15 protein-coding genes are annotated in these 17,204 nt (G+C 71.1%); 10 read left to right on the top strand and 5 right to left on the bottom strand.

The window, feature by feature from the left end; all coding sequences use genetic code 11:
* Positions 1-167: 167 nt before the first annotated feature.
* Complete coding sequence (locus SM418_RS32815; protein ID WP_371945206.1) at positions 168-299, bottom strand: hypothetical protein; 132 nt, start codon at positions 297-299, stop codon at positions 168-170.
* Positions 300-377: 78 nt separating this feature from the next.
* On the opposite strand from SM418_RS32815, the gene SM418_RS32810 reads away from it, so the two are divergent.
* Positions 378-950 carry a helix-turn-helix domain-containing protein gene (locus tag SM418_RS32810; protein WP_371945207.1) on the top strand — a complete coding sequence of 191 codons (573 nt, stop codon included), beginning with the start codon at positions 378-380 and terminating at the stop codon, positions 948-950.
* A 70-nt stretch (positions 951-1,020) separates the two neighbouring features.
* The gene (locus SM418_RS32805; protein WP_371945208.1) at positions 1,021-2,259 is read left to right on the top strand and encodes an MFS transporter; all 1,239 of its coding nucleotides are present in this window, start codon (positions 1,021-1,023) and stop codon (positions 2,257-2,259) included.
* Between the two features lie 21 nt (positions 2,260-2,280).
* Here the strand turns inward: SM418_RS32805 and ddaH are convergent, their stop codons facing one another.
* Positions 2,281-3,123 carry a dimethylargininase gene (gene ddaH / locus SM418_RS32800; protein ID WP_371945209.1) on the bottom strand — a complete coding sequence of 281 codons (843 nt, stop codon included), beginning with the start codon at positions 3,121-3,123 and terminating at the stop codon, positions 2,281-2,283.
* 128 nt (positions 3,124-3,251) lie between these two features.
* The gene (locus tag SM418_RS32795) at positions 3,252-3,719 is read right to left on the bottom strand and encodes an ATP-binding protein (protein ID WP_371945210.1); all 468 of its coding nucleotides are present in this window, start codon (positions 3,717-3,719) and stop codon (positions 3,252-3,254) included.
* Between the two features lie 156 nt (positions 3,720-3,875).
* Here SM418_RS32795 and SM418_RS32790 point away from each other — a divergent pair, with 156 nt between their 5' ends.
* Positions 3,876-5,171, top strand: coding sequence for an XRE family transcriptional regulator (locus SM418_RS32790; protein ID WP_371945212.1), 1,296 nt, complete (start codon positions 3,876-3,878; stop codon positions 5,169-5,171).
* A gap of 110 nt (positions 5,172-5,281) precedes the next feature.
* Positions 5,282-6,262 carry an XRE family transcriptional regulator gene (locus tag SM418_RS32785; protein ID WP_371945214.1) on the top strand — a complete coding sequence of 327 codons (981 nt, stop codon included), beginning with the start codon at positions 5,282-5,284 and terminating at the stop codon, positions 6,260-6,262.
* 109 nt (positions 6,263-6,371) lie between these two features.
* Here the strand turns inward: SM418_RS32785 and SM418_RS32780 are convergent, their stop codons facing one another.
* Positions 6,372-7,883, bottom strand: a complete 1,512-nt coding sequence (locus SM418_RS32780) for a PucR family transcriptional regulator (protein ID WP_371945216.1) — start codon at positions 7,881-7,883, stop codon at positions 6,372-6,374.
* Positions 7,884-7,904: 21 nt separating this feature from the next.
* Between SM418_RS32780 and SM418_RS32775 the strand changes: the two genes are divergently transcribed.
* Together SM418_RS32775 and SM418_RS32770 are read left to right on the top strand one after the other, a co-directional pair.
* Positions 7,905-9,263, top strand: a complete 1,359-nt coding sequence (locus SM418_RS32775; protein ID WP_371945218.1) for an NAD(P)/FAD-dependent oxidoreductase — start codon at positions 7,905-7,907, stop codon at positions 9,261-9,263.
* A 52-nt stretch (positions 9,264-9,315) separates the two neighbouring features.
* A complete protein-coding gene (locus SM418_RS32770; protein WP_371945220.1) occupies positions 9,316-10,302 on the top strand; it encodes a DUF2637 domain-containing protein in 987 nt (328 codons plus the stop codon).
* 112 nt (positions 10,303-10,414) lie between these two features.
* Here SM418_RS32770 and lpdA read toward each other — a convergent pair whose 3' ends face one another.
* The gene (gene lpdA / locus SM418_RS32765) at positions 10,415-11,818 is read right to left on the bottom strand and encodes a dihydrolipoyl dehydrogenase (RefSeq protein WP_371945222.1); all 1,404 of its coding nucleotides are present in this window, start codon (positions 11,816-11,818) and stop codon (positions 10,415-10,417) included.
* 283 nt (positions 11,819-12,101) lie between these two features.
* Here lpdA and SM418_RS32760 point away from each other — a divergent pair, with 283 nt between their 5' ends.
* The 4 genes from SM418_RS32760 to SM418_RS32745 all read left to right on the top strand — a co-directional run bounded on the left by SM418_RS32760 (position 12,102) and on the right by SM418_RS32745 (position 17,200).
* On the top strand, positions 12,102-12,716 hold the full coding sequence (locus SM418_RS32760) for a hypothetical protein (RefSeq protein ID WP_371945224.1): 615 nt from the start codon (positions 12,102-12,104) through the stop codon (positions 12,714-12,716).
* Positions 12,717-12,789: 73 nt separating this feature from the next.
* Positions 12,790-14,166 carry an MFS transporter gene (locus SM418_RS32755; protein ID WP_371945226.1) on the top strand — a complete coding sequence of 459 codons (1,377 nt, stop codon included), beginning with the start codon at positions 12,790-12,792 and terminating at the stop codon, positions 14,164-14,166.
* 185 nt (positions 14,167-14,351) lie between these two features.
* The gene (locus SM418_RS32750; RefSeq protein WP_371945228.1) at positions 14,352-15,791 is read left to right on the top strand and encodes a family 2B encapsulin nanocompartment shell protein; all 1,440 of its coding nucleotides are present in this window, start codon (positions 14,352-14,354) and stop codon (positions 15,789-15,791) included.
* Positions 15,788-17,200 carry a family 2B encapsulin nanocompartment shell protein gene (locus SM418_RS32745; protein ID WP_371945230.1) on the top strand — a complete coding sequence of 471 codons (1,413 nt, stop codon included), beginning with the start codon at positions 15,788-15,790 and terminating at the stop codon, positions 17,198-17,200. The genes SM418_RS32750 and SM418_RS32745 overlap by 4 nt, the downstream gene beginning before the upstream one ends.
* Positions 17,201-17,204 lie beyond the last annotated feature (4 nt).

The raw sequence follows: 17,204 nt of genomic DNA, 5'->3' as shown, positions 1-17,204 counted from the left end.
AATCAACCGGCCCTCACCGAACAACACCTCAATCTGCGCACGCTCACCGAGCGTAAGACGACGTCCTGGCACAACAAGATCCTTCCAGAAGGACCTCGTTGCAACAGACACTAGAAACCGCCGTGCTCATACCAACGACTCGCCGCAAGTCAACGCATCGGGTGAACCTAGGCGGCGAGCTTGCGGGCGACGTCCTCCTCGATGAGGTCGGCGTTGATCATCGCGGCGGCCATCGAACCGGCCGACGCCGCCACGATGACCTGGCCCGCGGGGAAGACGACGTTGCCCGCCGCCCACACGCCGGGGACGCTGGTCCGCGAGGATGCGCGCCGGCTGCCAGGTTTGACAAACTTCTTTGCCGAACCTGCAATGGAGGCATGGAGACGACCGAGGACGTCCTCGCCGAAGTCGGGCCGAGGCTCAGGAGGCTGCGGCAGGAACGCGACATCACCCTCACCGCGCTCGCCGAGGCCACCGGCATCTCGGTGAGCACGCTGTCGCGGCTGGAGTCGGGCAAGCGCCGGCCGAGCCTCGAGCTGCTGCTGCCGCTCGCGCGGGCGCACGGGGTCCCGCTGGACGAGCTGGTCGGCGCCCCGGAGGTCGGCGACCCGCGGATCAGGCCGCGCCCGCGCAAGATGCACGACATGACCGTGCTGCCGCTGACCAGGCGTCCGGGCGGGGTCCAGGCGTTCAAGATGATCGTCCCGGTGCGCCGGTGGACGGGCGAGACGCAGACCCACGAGGGCTACGACTGGCTGTACGTCCTGAACGGTCGGCTGCGGCTGCATCTCGCCGGCCGCGACCTGATCCTGGAGCCGGGCGAGGCCGCCGAGTTCGACACCCGGCTGCCGCACTGGTTCAGCGGCGAGGGCGGGCCGGCCGAGATCCTCAGCCTGTTCGGGCCGCAGGGGGAGCGGATGCACCTGCGCGCCAAGCCCCGACAGAAGTGACATAACTTGGTTATCCGTGCAGACCGCCCAACCTCCCCAGGAATGCCCGGAACGCCCGAAAGCCGCCCCCATGGCTTGGGTGCTGTGGAGCGTCGGCGTACTGGCGTACGCGGTCGCGGTCCTGCACCGGACGTCGTTCGGCGTCGTCGGCCTGGACGCCGTCCACCGCTTCGACGCGTCCGCCGGGATCCTCGCGTCGTTCACCGTCCTGCAACTGCTCGTCTACGCGGGCCTGCAGATCCCCGTCGGGTTGCTGCTCGACCGCGTCGGCCCCCGCTGGATGGTCGCGGGCGGCGCGCTCCTCATGGCCGCCGGGCAGGCGCTCATGGCCGTCTCCACCGGCATCGGGACGGCCGTCGCCGCCCGCGTCATGGTCGGCGCGGGCGACGCCATGACGTTCATCAGCGTCCTCGGCATCGTCGCGACCTGGTTCCCCGGACGGTACGTCCCCGTCGTGACGCAGCTCACCGGCCAGCTCGGGCAGCTCGGCCAGGTGCTCAGCGCGATCCCGCTCGTCGCCCTCCTGCACGGCCCCGGCTGGGGCACCGCGTTCGGGTCGGCCGCCGCCCTCGGCGTCCTCATGGCGGTGGTCGCGATCGCCGTGCTGCGGGACGGGCCGGGCCGCGCCGACGTCCCGACGCTCCGCGAAACGGGCACCAACCTCGTCGAGGCGTGGCGCCACCCCGGGACCCGCCTCGGCCTCTGGTCCCACTTCGTGACGCAGTTCTCGTCCAACACGTTCGCGCTGATGTGGGGCTACCCGTACCTGGTGTCGGGGCAGGGCATGCGCCCGGCCGCCGCGTCCACCCTGCTGACGCTGTTCGTGCTGGTCAACGTCGTGTCCGGGCCGTTCATCGGCCGGCTCGTCGCCCGCTACCCGCTGCGCCGGTCGTGGCTCGTCCTCGGCATCGTCGGGCTCAACGTGGCGGCCTGGGCTCTCGTCCTCGCCTGGCCGCCGCCCGCCCCCGCCTGGCTGCTGGTCGTGCTCGTCCTGTGCGTCGCGCCCGGCGGCCCCGGCTCGATGATCGGCTTCGACTACGCCCGGACGTTCAACCCGCCCGGACGCCAGGGCACCGCGACCGGCATCGTCAACGTGGGCGGCTTCGTCGCCTCCCTCGTCACGATCCTGCTGATCGGCCTCGTCCTGGACGCCCTGTCGCCCGACGGCGAGTTCACGCCTGGAGCGTTCCGAGCCGCATGGACCGTCCAGATCGGCATCTGGGCGATCGGCGTCACGGGCGTCCTGCGGTCCCGCGCCCTGGCCCGCCGCCACATCGGCCTGCCCACGCGCCGCCGGCCCCGCAGTTGACCTCCGGGGCCGGCGCCCGGCTCAACCGCGCAACTCCAGCGTGCAGCACTTGGGACCGCCACCCGCCTTGCGCAGCTCGGACAGGTCGACCGGAACGGGCTCGTACCCATGCGTCTCCAGCGTCCGGATCAACCCGGTCGCCTCGGCGTTGATGACGACGTTGCGCCCGTCGCACACCGCGTTCAATCCGAGCACCGCCGCGTCTTCCTCGGTCGCGAGGACGGCGTCCGGGAACAGCCTCTCCAGCACCGCCCGGCTGCCCGGCGAGAACGCGGCGGGGTAGTAGGCGACGTTCCCGCCGCCCAGCGGGAACAGTGCCGTGTCCAGGTGGTAGAAGCGCGGGTCGACGAGCCGGAGCGTCACGACGGGACGCCCGAGGAACTCCTGGGCCTCCTGGTGGGCCGCGATGTCCGTCCGGAACCCCGTCCCCGCCAGGATCACATCGTCGAGCGTGAGGAAGTCACCCTCGCCCTCGTTCGTGTGCTGGGCGTCCAGCACCTCCGCGAACCCGTTCTCCCGCATCCACTTCACATACGCGGGCCCTTCCGCATGCCGCTCCGGATGCGTGAACTTGGCCCCGTACACCCGCCCCCCGACCACCAGCGCACCGTTCGCCGCGAACACCATGTCGGGCAGCCCCACGACCGGATCGATCAGGCTCACCTCATGCCCGAGCGAGAGATACGCGGCCCGCAGGCTCTCCCACTGCTCGACGGCCTTCGCCGCGTCGGCCCCGGCCGCCGGTTCCATCCAGGGGTTGATCGCGTAGGTCACGGCGAAGTGCTCGGGACGGCACATCAGGAAGTGCCGCCGCAGCGCGGTCCGCTCGACGGCGCTCGGCTCCATTGCCGGCAGGACGGTCATAGGTGTCTCCAGGGACATCCGGAAGGGGGGATCGACTGATCGAAAGCCTAGGAACGAAGCTCTCGCGATCCAATGCGTCAATCTTGCTCTGACCTGGCATTTCGTTGCGTCTTTCCGCCTTGCGCACGCTATTCGTTGCGCCGTCCGCGCACCTCCAGGACTTGCGTCCACCACACCGTCTTGCCGCCCGCCGCCGGATGCCAGCCCCACCTGTCGGCGCATCCGGCGACCACGGCCATGCCCCGGTGCCCCTCATCGGTGTCGGACGCGGCCATGAGCTGGGGAAACCCTGGCTCCGGGTCGGTCACGTCCACGCGCAGCCGCCCGTCCATCACCCGGACCCGCACCTTGACCACGCCGCCGACCCGCAGCTCCTCCCGCACGTGCCGGACGGAGTTGGTGACGACCTCCGAGGTCAGCAGCTCCGCCACATCGATGTCGGCCTCCGCGACGCCCCACCCGGTAAGCGCGCCCCGCACGGCCCTCCGCGCCGCCCCCGGCGTCCGCATCTCCAGCGGCCACGCATACGTCCGCGCGGCCTGGCTCGCCCGCGTGATCCCGCCGCGCCGCAGCGGGACCCTCAGCCGACCGTCCATGGGCTTCGACCTCCGTTGTCTCGTCTCCTCGGAAGCGGGACGCGAATGTCCCGCGTAACTCAGTGAAACCGTGCGCGCACGGAACGAGAAAGGCGACAATGGAGGCGTTGGAGGGACACAAGTCCGCCCTGTCTCCCCGGTCGAAGGGTGCCCCCCATGGCTGATCAGCCGCGCCCCCAATGGGCCGTCCGTCTCGAAACCGAACGCCGTGCCCGTGGATGGGGCCCGTTCAAGGCGGCCCGCCGCCTCTACGCCGCCGCCGGAATCGACCATCCCGACCCGAGCCAGGTCAAGAACCTGTCCCGGCAGATCAACCGCCACGAGAAGGGCGAGGTCTTCCCCGCCGACTGGGGCTCCGCCTACGCCACCGCGTTCGGAATGGCGAAAAAGGACCTGTTCGGACAGGAATCGACTGATCAGGCCCCGGGTACCGTAAACCCGAGCCCTATTCCCGACGATGGGGACAATGTGAAACGCCGCGCCGCACTCCAGTTGATCGCCGCGCTCGGCACCGGGGCGGCCGTCCCACCGGGTGCCCTGGAAGAGATCCTTTCCGGCATCGATCGCGCCACCGGTCGAACCGTCGACGTGGACGAGTGGGAACACACGGTCCATGAGTACGGCCAGAAAGTCATGGTCCGGCCGACCGGGGCGCTGATCGGCGACCTCACCGCCGACATCATCGCTGTGGGACGACTGCTCGACCGGCCACGTTCCCCGCGCGATCAGGCAGGTCTTCTTCGAGTGAGTGGGGGGCTATCCGGCCTTTTGGCGATCGAGTTGGGTGACGCCGGTGAGCAGCGTTCCGCTCGGATCACCTGGGGTACCGCTCGCCGTGCCGCCGACGCGTCCGGTGATCGTGATCTCCAGGTGTGGACGCGTGGAAGGGCGGCACAGGACGCGTTCTGGGCGGGACGGCCACAAGAGGTGGTCGTCGCCCTGATCGACGAGGCCATAAACCTGGCAGGCGGAACTCCCTCTGCCGGATTGGCCCGGGCGTATGCCGCCCGCGCCTATCTGGCGGCGGACCGGGGAGACGATCGCGCGGCGATCGCTTCCCTGAACAAGGTCAAGGAAATGGCGGGGCGGTTGCCCGATGGAACGCAGACTGTCCTCGCCTTCCGCGAGAGCCAGCTTCGCTGGGCGGAGTCGTACGTCCTGACACGCACCGGGCGTTCTCAGGCAGCGGCGGTGCTCGAACGAGCGATCGCCTGCTACCCGCCTGGCTCGGCCGTGCCGATCAAGAACCTGTCGCTGATGCGGGCCGAGGCGCTCGTCCGCGCCCGGGAGGTGGACGCGGGCCTGCAAGAGGCCATAACGGCACTTCAGAGACACCCTGATTTCTCGGCTGCTGGTACGGGGACACTGGCAGCCCACGTACTGGCCGCCCTCCCCGACGAAGCGCGAAAGCTACCGGCAGCACGAGAGCTACGCGCCCTCACATCCGCCTGAGCACAGCCCCACGCCTGATCAGGTGCGGAAAAGGTCTTTTCGGGCGGGGTGTCGACTGTCAGCCCCGGATATGTAACCCGAGCCGTGGATCCGAGGATGGGGACGATCACGTGAAACGCCGCGCCGCACTTCAACTGATCGCCGCCCTCGGTGCCGGAGCGACCGTCCCGCCGGGTGCCCTGGAAGAGATCCTCGCCGGGATCGATCGCGCCGTTGACCGGCCGGTCGACGTGGACGAGTGGGAGAGCGCGGTACGCGAGTACGGCTTCCTGATCAACCGGCAGCCGGTCGGCTCACTGATCAACGACCTGACCGCCGACATCATCGGTATCGGCGCACTCCTCAAACGCGACAACGCGCAGCGGACCGACCTCCTCCGCATCAGCGCCGGCCTGTCCGCGCTCCTGGCCATCGAGTTCGGTGACATCGGAAACCGGAGAGGCGCCCGCCTGACGTGGGGCACGGCCCGCCGAGCCGCCGATGCGTCCGGCGATCGGGACCTGAAGGTATGGGTGCGGGCGAGGGAAGCCGAAGAGGCATTCTGGTTCGGGCTTTCACCGCAGGAGATCGGTGCCCGCACCACGGAGGCCATAAGAATCTCCGGCGGGATACCCAACAGCGGTCTTCCAAGGGCCTACGCGGTGCGTGCCAGCCTTGCGGCAGAGCGCGGCGACGAGGCCACCTCCCGCACGACGATGCACGAACTCTCGGATGTTTTCGAGGGCCTGCCCGACTCAGTGACGAGTGACCCCGCCACCTTCGGATGGAACGAAGCGCGCTTCCGCTGGAACGAGGCGTACGTCTACACCCTGCTCGGCGGGCCCCGTGCGCGGCAGGCGGTGGACGGCGCCCTGGCGCTGTACCCGCCCGGCACTCTGGGCCCGGTGGCCAACCTCAGAGTGATCGACGGGATGGGCATGATCGCTGGCCGAGAGGTCGACATGGGGCTCGACCACACCCTGGCGGCCCTTCAAGAGCTGCCACTCAGCCCGGCCCGACGGCGCATGACCGGCCAGATCCTCCGCACCCTCCCAGAAGAGGCGCGAGCACTCCCGGCAGCACGAGAATTGCGAATCCTCACGTCCGCCTGAGCACGGCGCGGCGGCTATCGGACCAAGGATCGCGGAATAGCATGGAATCGAACGTGAGTGGTCACGCTGTTCGCCAGGTGGTGATGGGGACACGCTGCGGACTTGCGGGCTATGGCCGGTCGAGGAGGGCGGTTAGTTGCAGACGTAGGGCCAGGCGCGTTCGGGGAGACGACAGGTCGAGCGGGGTTACCTCGGTCATGCGGCGAAGGCGGTGGCGGAGGGTGTTGGGGTGGACGGCGAGGGAGTCGGCGGTGCCTTTCGGGTCGCCGTAGTGGTCCAGCCAGGCGGCGAGGGTCGGGAGGAACGCCGTGCCGTGTGCCTCGTCGTGTGCTTTCAGCGCGGCTAGTGGGCCGCCGAGTAGGCCCGTCTCGATGCGGACGGCTTTCCGGGCGCGTTCGACGATGACCGCGTCCCAGGCGTCCTCCAGCAGGAGCAGGCCGGGGGGCAGGCGGCCGGACGTGACGAGGGCGTCCAGTTCGATGGCCTCGGCACGGGAGCGGGGCAGTTCGGCGGGGGAGCGGGCCGGGCCGCCCGCCGCCGCGTACAGCGTGGGGTCGTGCGCGCGGACTCCGGCGAGGACGGTGCGCAGCCAGGGCACCGACCCGGCCTCGCGGCCCGCGCCGGTCAGCACGGCGAAGAGCGCGCCGTCCAGGTCGGTGAGGAGGGGGCGGTGCCAGCCGAAACGGTGCGTGATCGCCTCCCAGAGGTCGAGGCGGCTGTGGATGTCGCCGGGCTCGCCGCCGCCCAGGATCACGGCCCGGCACGGCGGCTCCGCCGGGACCGGGGTGCCGTCCCGCAGCGCGGTGCGCAGCTGGTCGGCCGACACGCGGCGCGTGACGCCCGCCTCCGCGCGCAGGCGCAGCAGGTGCAGGGCGACGACGGAGGCGAGGTCGGTGAGCCGGTGGACGCGGTCCTGCGGGATCGGCGTCCGCGCGACCACCCAGATCGAGCCGAGCCACTCGCCTCCGGCGCGCACCGGGATGACGAGCCGGGGCAGCATCTCGTCCGGTCCGGCCGGGACGAGGATCGGCTCGGACGAGCGCGCCAGCTTGCGGAACACGCCGCAGGCGCGGAGGTGGGCGATGACCTGCGGCGGCACCCGGCGGCCGACGATCGTGGAGACGCGGGCGGGGTCGGTGGTGTCCTGGCGGCCCGAGTAGGCGAGGACGCGGCTGCGGGCGTCTTCGAGGGTGACCGGGGCGTCGGCGATCTCGGCGGCGGTGTCGGCGAGGGCGAACAGGTCGTCGTGGGTGCCGGTCGGCTGCGGCGCGTAGGCGCGGTCGATGGCGCCGCGCACCAGCCAGACGACGTGCGTCCAGGACGTGTCGGGCTGAAGTTCGATCAGGGCGGGCCGCAGCCGCCGTCCCGCGCGGGCGACCTCGGGCGCGCCCGCGAGGGGCGCCTTCAGGACGACGCCGCTCGCGCCGGCCGCGTCCGCGCGTTCGAGAAGGGCCACGGCGGCGTCCGGGCCGGTCACGCCGACGCCGAGGACGATCTCGCCCGCCTGACCGGCCGCCTCACCCGGCTCGGCCAGCACGACGTCGTGCACCTGCGCGTCCGGGCCGTCCTCGACCATGCGGAGCAGGCCCAGGGACTCGACGAGGTCGGTGACGGTGATCATCCGGTGGTTCCTCGCTGACGGTTGTGCTCATCACACTATGCGAGCCGATCTGATTGGCCGAACGCGACAGAGCCCCAGGGGCGCGGGCGGCGCACCATCGAAGTGACGCGGATAACGAGGAGAGGAGTTGCAATGGCTGCGACGCCGCGCCGGGTCGCCGTCGTGGGGGCCGGCATGGTCGGGCTGTCCACGGCCTGGTTCCTTCAGGAACACGGCGCCGAAGTGACGGTGTTCGACCGCCGGGACGTCGCCGCGGGCGCGTCCTGGGGCAACGCCGGTTGGCTGACCCCCGGTCTCGCGACCCCGCTGCCCGAGCCGGCCGTCCTCTCCTACGGCGTGCGGGCGGTGCTCAGCCCGTCCTCCCCGGTCTACGTCCCGCCGAGCGCGAACCCGCGGCTGCTGCGGTTCCTCGCCGGGTTCGCGCGCCACAGCACGGCGGCGAGGTGGCGGCGCGCGATGGAGTCGCTGGTGCCGATCAACGGCCGGGCGCTGCCGAGCTTCGACGCGCTGCTGGACGGCGGCGTCAAGGCGGAGACCAACGAGGCGGGGTCCTTCGTCGCCGCGTACCGGACGGCGGGGGAGCGGCGCGTCCTGCTGGAGGAGATCGAGCACATCCGCGCCGCCGGTCAGGAACTGGAGTACGAGGCCCTGACCGGCGACGAGGCCCGCCTGCTGGTTCCCGCCCTCTCGGACGAGATCGGCGCCGCGATCGTGCTGCGCGGCCAGCGGTTCGTCGACCCGGGCGCGTTCGTGCACGCGCTCGCCGACTCCGTCCGCCACCGGGGCGGCAAGATCCGGACGGGAGCGGAGGTCACCGACATCGGCCACCAGCGGGGCAGCGTCTCCGTCCGCACCACGGGCAGCGACTCCGAGAAGTTCGACACGGTCGTCCTCGCGAGCGGCGTGTGGCTCGGCGACCTCGCCCGGGCGTTCGGCGTCCACTCCCTCGTCCAGGCGGGCCGCGGCTACAGCTTCAGCGTGCCGATGGACCGCGTCCCGGACGGCCCCGTCTACTTCCCCGCGCAGCGCGTCGCCTGCACGCCGCTCGGGGACCGGCTCCGCGTCGCCGGGATGATGGAGTTCCGCAGTCCCGGGGCCCCGCTCGACCCGCGGCGCGTCAAGGCGATCGTCGAGGCGGCCCGCCCGCTGCTGCGCGGCGCCGACCTCGACGCCCGCGAGGACGAGTGGGTCGGCTCGCGGCCCTGCACCCGCGACGGCCTCCCGCTGATCGGGGCGACCCGCTCGCCGCGCGTGTTCGTCGCCGGCGGCCACGGCATGTGGGGCATCACGCTCGGCCCGGCCACCGGCCGCCTGCTCGCCGAGCAGATCGTCACCGGCTGCCGGCCGCGGGAACTGGACCCGTTCGACCCGCTCCGCTGACGACTGGGGGATTTTGCCGGTTTCGTCCGGGAGGGCGCGCTACCGTCACGTGATGATCCAGAACCCCGTGACGGGAGGGACGCCGATGGACCCGGGCGCGGTGACCGACGAGGCGCGCACGACCATGCCGCTGACCCGGGCCCAGCGTGTCCTGGCCGGGGTCGGCGGCCTGTTCTTCGCGGGCCTCGCCGGCCTGGGCGGGTACGGCTCGTTCGCGTCCGTCCGGGACGTCGCCGAGCCCTGGTTCGGCGGCGAGGCGTGGATCGTCCCGGCCGGGGTCGACCTCGGCATCCTCGCCCTCGTCTCCGTCGCGCTGCTCCTGGAATGGCTGGCCATGCCGATGCCGGCCCTACGCTGGACGGCGTTCGCGTTCACCGCCGCCACCGTCTGGCTGAACGTCTCGGCCGCCCAGGGCGACGCCACCGGGATGGTCATGCACGCCGCCATGCCGATTCTGTTCATCACGTTCATCGAGGCCGTCCGGCACGCGATCCGCCGCCGCGCCGGGATCGCCGCCGGGACCGTCCGCGAAGGCGTCCCCGTCGCCCGCTGGCTCCTGGCACCGTTCTCGACGTTCCGCCTGTGGCGCCGCATGGTCCTGTGGCAGATCACGTCCTACCCGCACGCCCTCCGGGCCGAGCAACGCCGCCGCCACGCCCTTGCCCTCCTGCACGACCACTACGGCCGCAAATGGAAGACCAGGGCCCCCGCCGACGTCGTGTGGATGCTCACAGACGGCGTCATGCTCGACCAGGCCCTCGCCCGCGTCACCGACCTGACGGCCCCGGCGCCCGCGCCCCCGCCTCCAGCCTCGCCGCAACCCCAGGCCCCACCGCAGCCTCAGGCCCCGCCGAAGCCGAAGCCGAGGAAGCCGAGCGTCCCGCGCAGCGTGGCGACCGACAACGAGGCCCGCGCCCTCTCCATCATCGACGCCGAACCGGACATCACCGGCGCCGAACTGGGCCGCCGCCTGAACATCAGCGCCCGCCAGGGCCAACGCCTCCTGAGCCGCCTGTCCAGCCCCGCCCCGACGTCCTGACGCGTCACGTTCTCGCCGGCGGGGAACTCGGACATCACCTGACCAGCCGCGGCACCGACGACCAGGGCCGGGCCCCCGCTCGGGACGGGGGCGCGGCCGCCGGCCGCCCGCCTCAGAGGTTGATCATGTGGCCGGCCAGACCGTGCACGGCTTCCTTCATGGCCTCGCCCAGGGTCGGGTGGGCGTGGACGTTGCGGGCGACCTCGTTGACCGTCAGGTCCCACTGCTGGGCCAGGGTCAGTTCGGGCAGCAGCTCGGTGACCTCGGGGCCGATCATGTGGGCGCCGAGGATCTCGCCGTACTTGGCGTCGCTGATCACCTTGACGAAGCCCTCGCCCTCGCCCATGCCGAGCGCCTTGCCGTTGGCGCTGTAGGGGAATTTGGCGGTCTTGACGTCGAAGCCCTGCTCCTTGGCCTGCGCCTCGGTGTAGCCGAACGAGGCGACCTGCGGCTGGCAGTAGGTGGCGCGGGGGATCATGATGTAGTCGAGCTCCATCGTCTCGGCGTCCGCGATGGTCTCGGCCGCGACGATGCCCATGGCCTCGGCGGCGTGCGCGAGCATCAGCTTGGCGGTCACGTCCCCGATGGCGAAGATGTGCGGGACGGACGTGCGGCAGCGGCCGTCCACGTCGATCGCGCCCCGGTCGGTGAGCTGCACGCCGGTCTTCTCCAGGCCGTAGCCGTCCACGTTCGGCTGGAAACCGATGGCCTGCAGCACCTTGTCGGCCTCGATGACCTGCTGGGCGCCGTCCTTGCCGGTGACGGTGACCTTGACCTTCTCGCCGGAGTCGTCGATGGCGTCGACGCGGGTGGAGGTGAGGACGTCCACGCCGAGCTTGCGGTACCGCTTGGCCAGCTCCTTCGACACGTCGGCGTCCTCGTTCGGGACCATCCGGTCGAGGAACTCGACGATCGTGACCTTCACCCCGTAGTTGTGCAGGACGTAGGCGAACTCGACGCCGATCGCGCCCGCGCCGGCGATCACGATGCTCTCCGGCAACTCCGAGCTGAGGATCTGCTCCTCGTAGGTGACGACCCGCTCCGACAACGACGTCCCCGGGAGCAGCTTGGTGTGGGCGCCCGCCGCGATGATGCAGTTGTCGAACGTCACGGTGTCGGACGAGCCGTCCTGCCTGGAGACCTGCAAAGTGTTCGGATCGGTGAACGTGCCGCGCCCGTCATAGGACGTGATCTTGTTCTTCTTCATCAGGAACTGGACGCCCTTGACGAGCTTGTCCGACACCTGGCGGCTGCGCTCGAAGGCGACGCCGTAGTCGAAGGTCACCCGCCCCTCGACGTTGATCCCGAAGGTCTGCTGCTCGTGCGTGAAGATGTGCGCCAGCTCCGCGTTGCGCAGCAGCGCCTTCGACGGGATGCAGCCGACGTTGAGGCACACCCCGCCCCAGTACCTCTCCTCGATGATGGCCGTCTTCAGTCCGAGCTGTGCCGACCGGATCGCGGCGACATATCCACCCGGGCCCGCGCCGAGGACCACGACGTCAAAGTGTTCGCTCATATCAATGGACGATATTCGCCGCGGACAGGTGTTCGCATCCCGGACCGGCACGCCGCCCCGGCGAGGGGGCGCGTCACGTAGTGTTAGGGTTTCGGACGGCCTTCCGCCGGTGAACATTCGCGGGAGGCACGTCGAGAGCATGCGGGCGGCGCGCCGAGCGGCGCGAGCCCGGACCGTCCCGGCCGCGTAGCCCGGCGGTGCATCCCAGCAGCGGCGTCGCGCGGTAAGAGATCGCGCCGGTCGCCGGTCGTCGCCCACCCGGATCGAGTGGAGGAGTCGCGGAGTGAGGATCCCGAAGCGCGTCAACACCGTCCTGGACTGGGTGGAACAGCATTTTGTCGCGCTCGCCGTGGTCGTCGCGCTGGTCGTGGTCGCGCTGGTGGCCACGCTCGCGCCGGTCGCGGTCGGCTTCCCCGTCGCCGGTTTCGTCCTCGGCACGGCGGCGGGCGGTTTCCTCGTGCACGTGCGGCTGAGCCGCCGCATCGCCCGCGCCCGCGCCGACGTCGACAACCTGCTGCGCGAGAACGGCGCGCTGCGGCACCGCAACACCGTCCTCGCCAGCGGGGTGATCACGCGTGAGTCGGTGGAGACGCAGGCGCTCGTGTCGATCCCCGGGGACGACCTGCTGGAGGACGAGGTGCGCGCCGACCCGCAGAGCACCGCCACCCTCGACGAGCTGCTCGGCGACCCGCAGAAGACCGACGAACTGCTCGACGGGCAGTTGAGCGACGGGTCCACGTCGGACCTCCCCGAGTTGCCCGACGACGATCCGCAGCGCACCACCGTCCTCACGCAACTGCCCGACGACCTTCTGGACGAGGGCGCCGACGGCGCCGCCGGGAGCCGCAGCCCCGCGAAGTCCAAAGGCACGACGGAGAATGAGACCGAGAAGGGCTGAGCCCGCCCTTTGCTAAGGGTGACCCCGGTGATTCCCAGCGTTATCTTTGTCGATCATCGGGCAGAGGTAGCGCGTGAACGACGACCCGGAGCGCGCGGACGACGGTGCGACCCTCCCGGAGGACGGGGGCGGCGCCGGCGCCGTCCACAAGGCCGTGATCGCGTCCGCGATGGGGAACTGCATCGAGTGGTTCGATTTCGGCGTGTTCAGCGCCGGTGTGATGACCGCGATCGTCGGCACGGTGTTCTTCCCGGAGGGCGCGGCGGGCAGCGCGTCGCTGCGCTCGTTCGCGCTGATCGCGGCCGCGTTCCTCGCCCGCCCGTTCGGCGGGCTGTTCTTCGGGCCGATGGGCGACAGGCTCGGCCGCAAGCGGGTGCTGGCCGCGACGATCATCCTGATGTCGGGCTCGACGTTCGTGATCGGGATCCTGCCCGGCTACGACGCGATCGGCATCGCGGCGCCGCTGCTGCTGCTCGCCGTCCGGCTGGTCCAGGGCTTCTCGACGGGCGGCGAGTACGGCGGCGCCGCGACGATGATCGCCGAGTACGCGCCGACGCACCGGCGCGGCTTCTTCGGCAGCTTCCTGGAACTCGGCACGCTGACCGGCTACATCCTCGGCGCGGGGCTCGTCCTGGCCATCGACCTGGCGCTCAGCGAGAGCGAGATGCACGCCTGGGGGTGGCGGATCCCGTTCCTCGTCGCGCTGCCGCTCGGCCTCGTCGGCCTCTACGTCCGGACGCGGATCGAGGACACGCCGACCTTCCAGCGCATGGAGGAGCAGGGCAGGAAGGCCAAGTCGCCGCTGAAGGAGACGCTCCAGCACTACTGGCGCGTCATCGCGATGCTGATCGGCATCGTGTTCCTGCTGAACGTCGCGGACTACACGCTGCTCACGTTCATGCCGTCCTACCTCGTCGACTTCCTGAGCATGGACGACGAGACGGCGCAGCTCATCACCATCGGCGTGGAACTGGTGATGATCGCCGTGATCGTGCCGCTCGGGCACCTGTCGGACCTGATCGGCCGTAGACCGCTGCTGCTGACGGCGGCGATCGGCTACATCCTGCTGGCGTGGCCGGCGTTCGCGCTCATGCAGACGCACAGCGACCTCGGCGTCGCGGCCGGCTACGCCATCGTCGGCGGGCTGCTGGTGCTGATGCTGGCGGTGATCGGGGCGACGTTCCCGGCGATGTTCCCGACCAGGGTGCGGTACGGGGCGTTCGCGATCGGCTACAACATCTCGACGTCGCTGTTCGGCGGGACGGCGGCCGTGCTGGTCGGCTCGCTGATCGACGTGACGGGCTCGAACTACGTTCCGGCGTACTACCTGATGATCGCCGGGGCGGTGGCGCTGCTGCCGATCATCAAGATCCCGGAGACAGCCGGGGTGCCGATCGAGAAGGCCGGGAACGAGCACGTCCCCGAGCCGGTGCGTTCCGCGGCGGGCTGACCCGCCGGGCCCGTCCGGCCCGGTACCCCCGCCGTCGAGTTCGCTTACCGGTCGCACGCGCTCCACGGCATGGTCCGGTGCTGTCGCGCCAGTGTGATTTCTGTGGCGACATGGCAAGGGTGTGGCTCGTTGCAATGAATCCATTACCGTCTGTAGCGTCACCGGTGGCCGGAGACGGCTGCCCCATGACTGACCTTCGACGAATCGGTGGTGTGGACGTGACGGAACAGCAGCAGTTGAGCCTCGGTACCGCGGCGGCACGGAACCTGGCGACCACGACCAAGTCCGTCCCGCAGATGCAGGGCATCACCTCGCGGTGGCTGCTGAAGCTGCTGCCCTGGGTCCAGGCGGCGGGCGGCGCCTACCGCGTCAACCGGCGGCTCTCCTACACGCTCGGCGACGGCCGGGTGACGTTCGTGACGACCGGCGCCGACGTCCGGGTCATCCCGCGCGAGCTGGGCGAGCTGCCGCCGCTGCGCGGCTACGACGACGACCTGACGCTGGACGCCATCGCCGGGCGGTTCACCCAGCAGGAGTACGAGCCGGGCGACGTCATCGTGGAGCGCGGGCGCCCCGTCGACCGGGTCATCCTCGTGGCGCACGGCAAGCTCAGCAAGATCGGGGCCGGCGAGTACGGCGCCGAGGCCGACCTCGGGACGCTCGCCAACGGCGACTTCTTCGGCGAGCGGGCCCTCCTCGGGACGGAGGAAGGCGCCGAACCGGAGAAGTGGGAGCACACGGTCAAGGCCGTGACCGCCTGCACCATCCTGAGCATGAGCGAGGCCGACTTCCAGGAGACGCTCGGCCAGTCCGCGTCCCTCCAGGCCCACTTGGACGAGTACCGGGCGAGCCCGGCGCGCGCGCACAACGCGCATGGTGAGGCGGCCATCGAGGTTGCGTCCGGCCACGAGGGCGAGCCGGTCCTGCCGGGGACGTTCGTCGACTACGAGGGCTCCCCGCGCGAGTACGAGCTGAGCGTCGCGCAGACCGTCCTGCGCGTCCACACCCGCGTCGCCGACCTCTACAACGAGCCGATGGACCAGATCGAGCAGCAGCTCAGGCTCACCATCGAGGCGCTGCGCGAGCGCCAGGAGAACGAGCTGATCAACAACCGCGACTTCGGGCTCCTGCACAACGCCGACCTGTCCCAGCGCATCCACACCCGCTCCGGCCCGCCCACCCCCGACGACATGGACGACCTGCTCACCCTCGTCTGGAAGGACCCGGCGTTCTTCCTCGCGCACCCGAAGGCGATCGCCGCGTTCGGCCGCGAGTGCAGTACCCGCGGCGTCTACCCCGACAGCGTCGACGTCGGCGGGCACAAGGTCCCCGCCTGGCGCGGCGTGCCGATCTTCCCGTGCAACAAGATCCCGGTGAGCAACACGCGGACCAGCTCGATCCTCCTGATGCGCACCGGCGAGGCGGCCCAGGGCGTGATCGGGCTGCACCAGGTCGGGCTGCCGGACGAGTACCAGCCGGGGCTGTCGGTCCGCTACATGGGGATCGACGAGAAGGCGCTCATCTCCTACCTGGTCAGCGCCTACTACTCGGCCGCCGTCCTCGTCCCCGACGCGCTCGGCATGCTGGAGTCCGTCGAGGTCGCGCACGGCGGTGCCGGCGCGTGACCGAGGCGACCGAGCCGACCGAGGCTCAGGGGCGGCTCGCCCTCCGTACGGCCGCCGCGCGCAATCTCGCGACGACGACCAAGTCCGTCCCGCAGATGCGCGGCATCACGCCGCGGTGGCTGCTGCGGCGGCTGCCGTGGGTGCGGGCGGACGCGGGAACCTACCGGGTGAACCGGCGGCTCACCTACCGGCTCGGCGACGGGCTGGTGACGTTCCTCAACGACGGCGCCGACATCCGGGTCGTCCCGCCCGAACTGGCCGAACTGCCCCCGCTGCGCGGCCTGGCCGACCCCGAGGTCACGGACGGTCCCGTGATCCTGGACGGCCTCGCCGCGCGGTTCGAGCAGCGCGAGTACGGGCCGGGCGAGACGATCGCGGCGGCCGGCCGTCCGCTCGACGGCGTCCACCTGATCGCGCACGGCAAGGTCGTGGAGGCGGCGCCGGGGGAGTACGGCGGCGAGGCGCGGGTCGGCATACTCGCGGGCGGCCGGTTCTTCGGCGAACGCGCCCTCCTCGGGACGTCCGAAGACTGGCCGCACACGTTCCGGGCGCTCACCCCGACGACCGTCCTGACGCTGCCCCGGGAGGCGATCGAGGAGCTGACCGCCCGGTCGGAAACCCTCCGCGCCCACCTGGAGGAGCACCGCGACGCGCCCGCCCCGCCGCGGACGAGGCACGGCGAGGCGGAGATCGAGGTGGCCTCCGGGCACGACGGCGAGCCGGTCCTGCCCGGCACGTTCGTCGAATACGAGGCGTCGCCGCGCGAGTACGGGCTGAGCGTCGCCCAGACGCTCCTGCGCGTCCACACCCGCGTCGCCGACCTCTACAACGGGCCGATGCAGCAGGTGGAGCAGCAGCTCAGGCTGACGATCGAGGAACTGCGCGAGCGCCAGGAGCACGAGCTGATCAACAACCGGGACTTCGGCCTCCTGCACAACGCCGACCCCGGGCAGCGCGTGCAGACCCGCGGCGGCCCGCCGACCCCCGACGACCTGGACGAGCTGCTGGCGCGGCGGCGCAAGTCCCGGTTCTTCCTCGCCCACCCGAAGACGATCGCCGCGTTCGGCCGCGAGTGCACCCGGCGCGGGGTGCGCCCGGCCGGCGTGGAGATCGAGGGACGCCGCGTCCAAGCGTGGCGCGGCGTCCCCATCCATCCCTGCGACAAGATCCCGATCACCCCGTCCGGGACCAGCTCGATCCTCGTGCTGCGCACCGGCGAGGACGACCAGGGCGTCATCGGCCTGCACCGCACCGGGCTGCCCGGTGAGGTGCGGCCGGGCCTGTCGGTCCGGTTCACCGGCATCGACGACCGGGCGCTGCTGACCTACCTGGTCAGCGCCTACTACTCGGCCGCCGTGCTGGTCCCCGACGCGCTCGGGGTCCTGGAGAACGTCGAGATCGCCCGCTGACGAG

Origin of the sequence: Actinomadura chokoriensis, assembly GCF_041463665.1 — a bacterium.
Classification (GTDB): domain Bacteria; phylum Actinomycetota; class Actinomycetes; order Streptosporangiales; family Streptosporangiaceae; genus Spirillospora; species Spirillospora chokoriensis_A.
The sequence above is the reverse complement of the archived record's forward strand: the minus strand, read 5'-3'. Positions and strand labels throughout refer to the sequence as shown.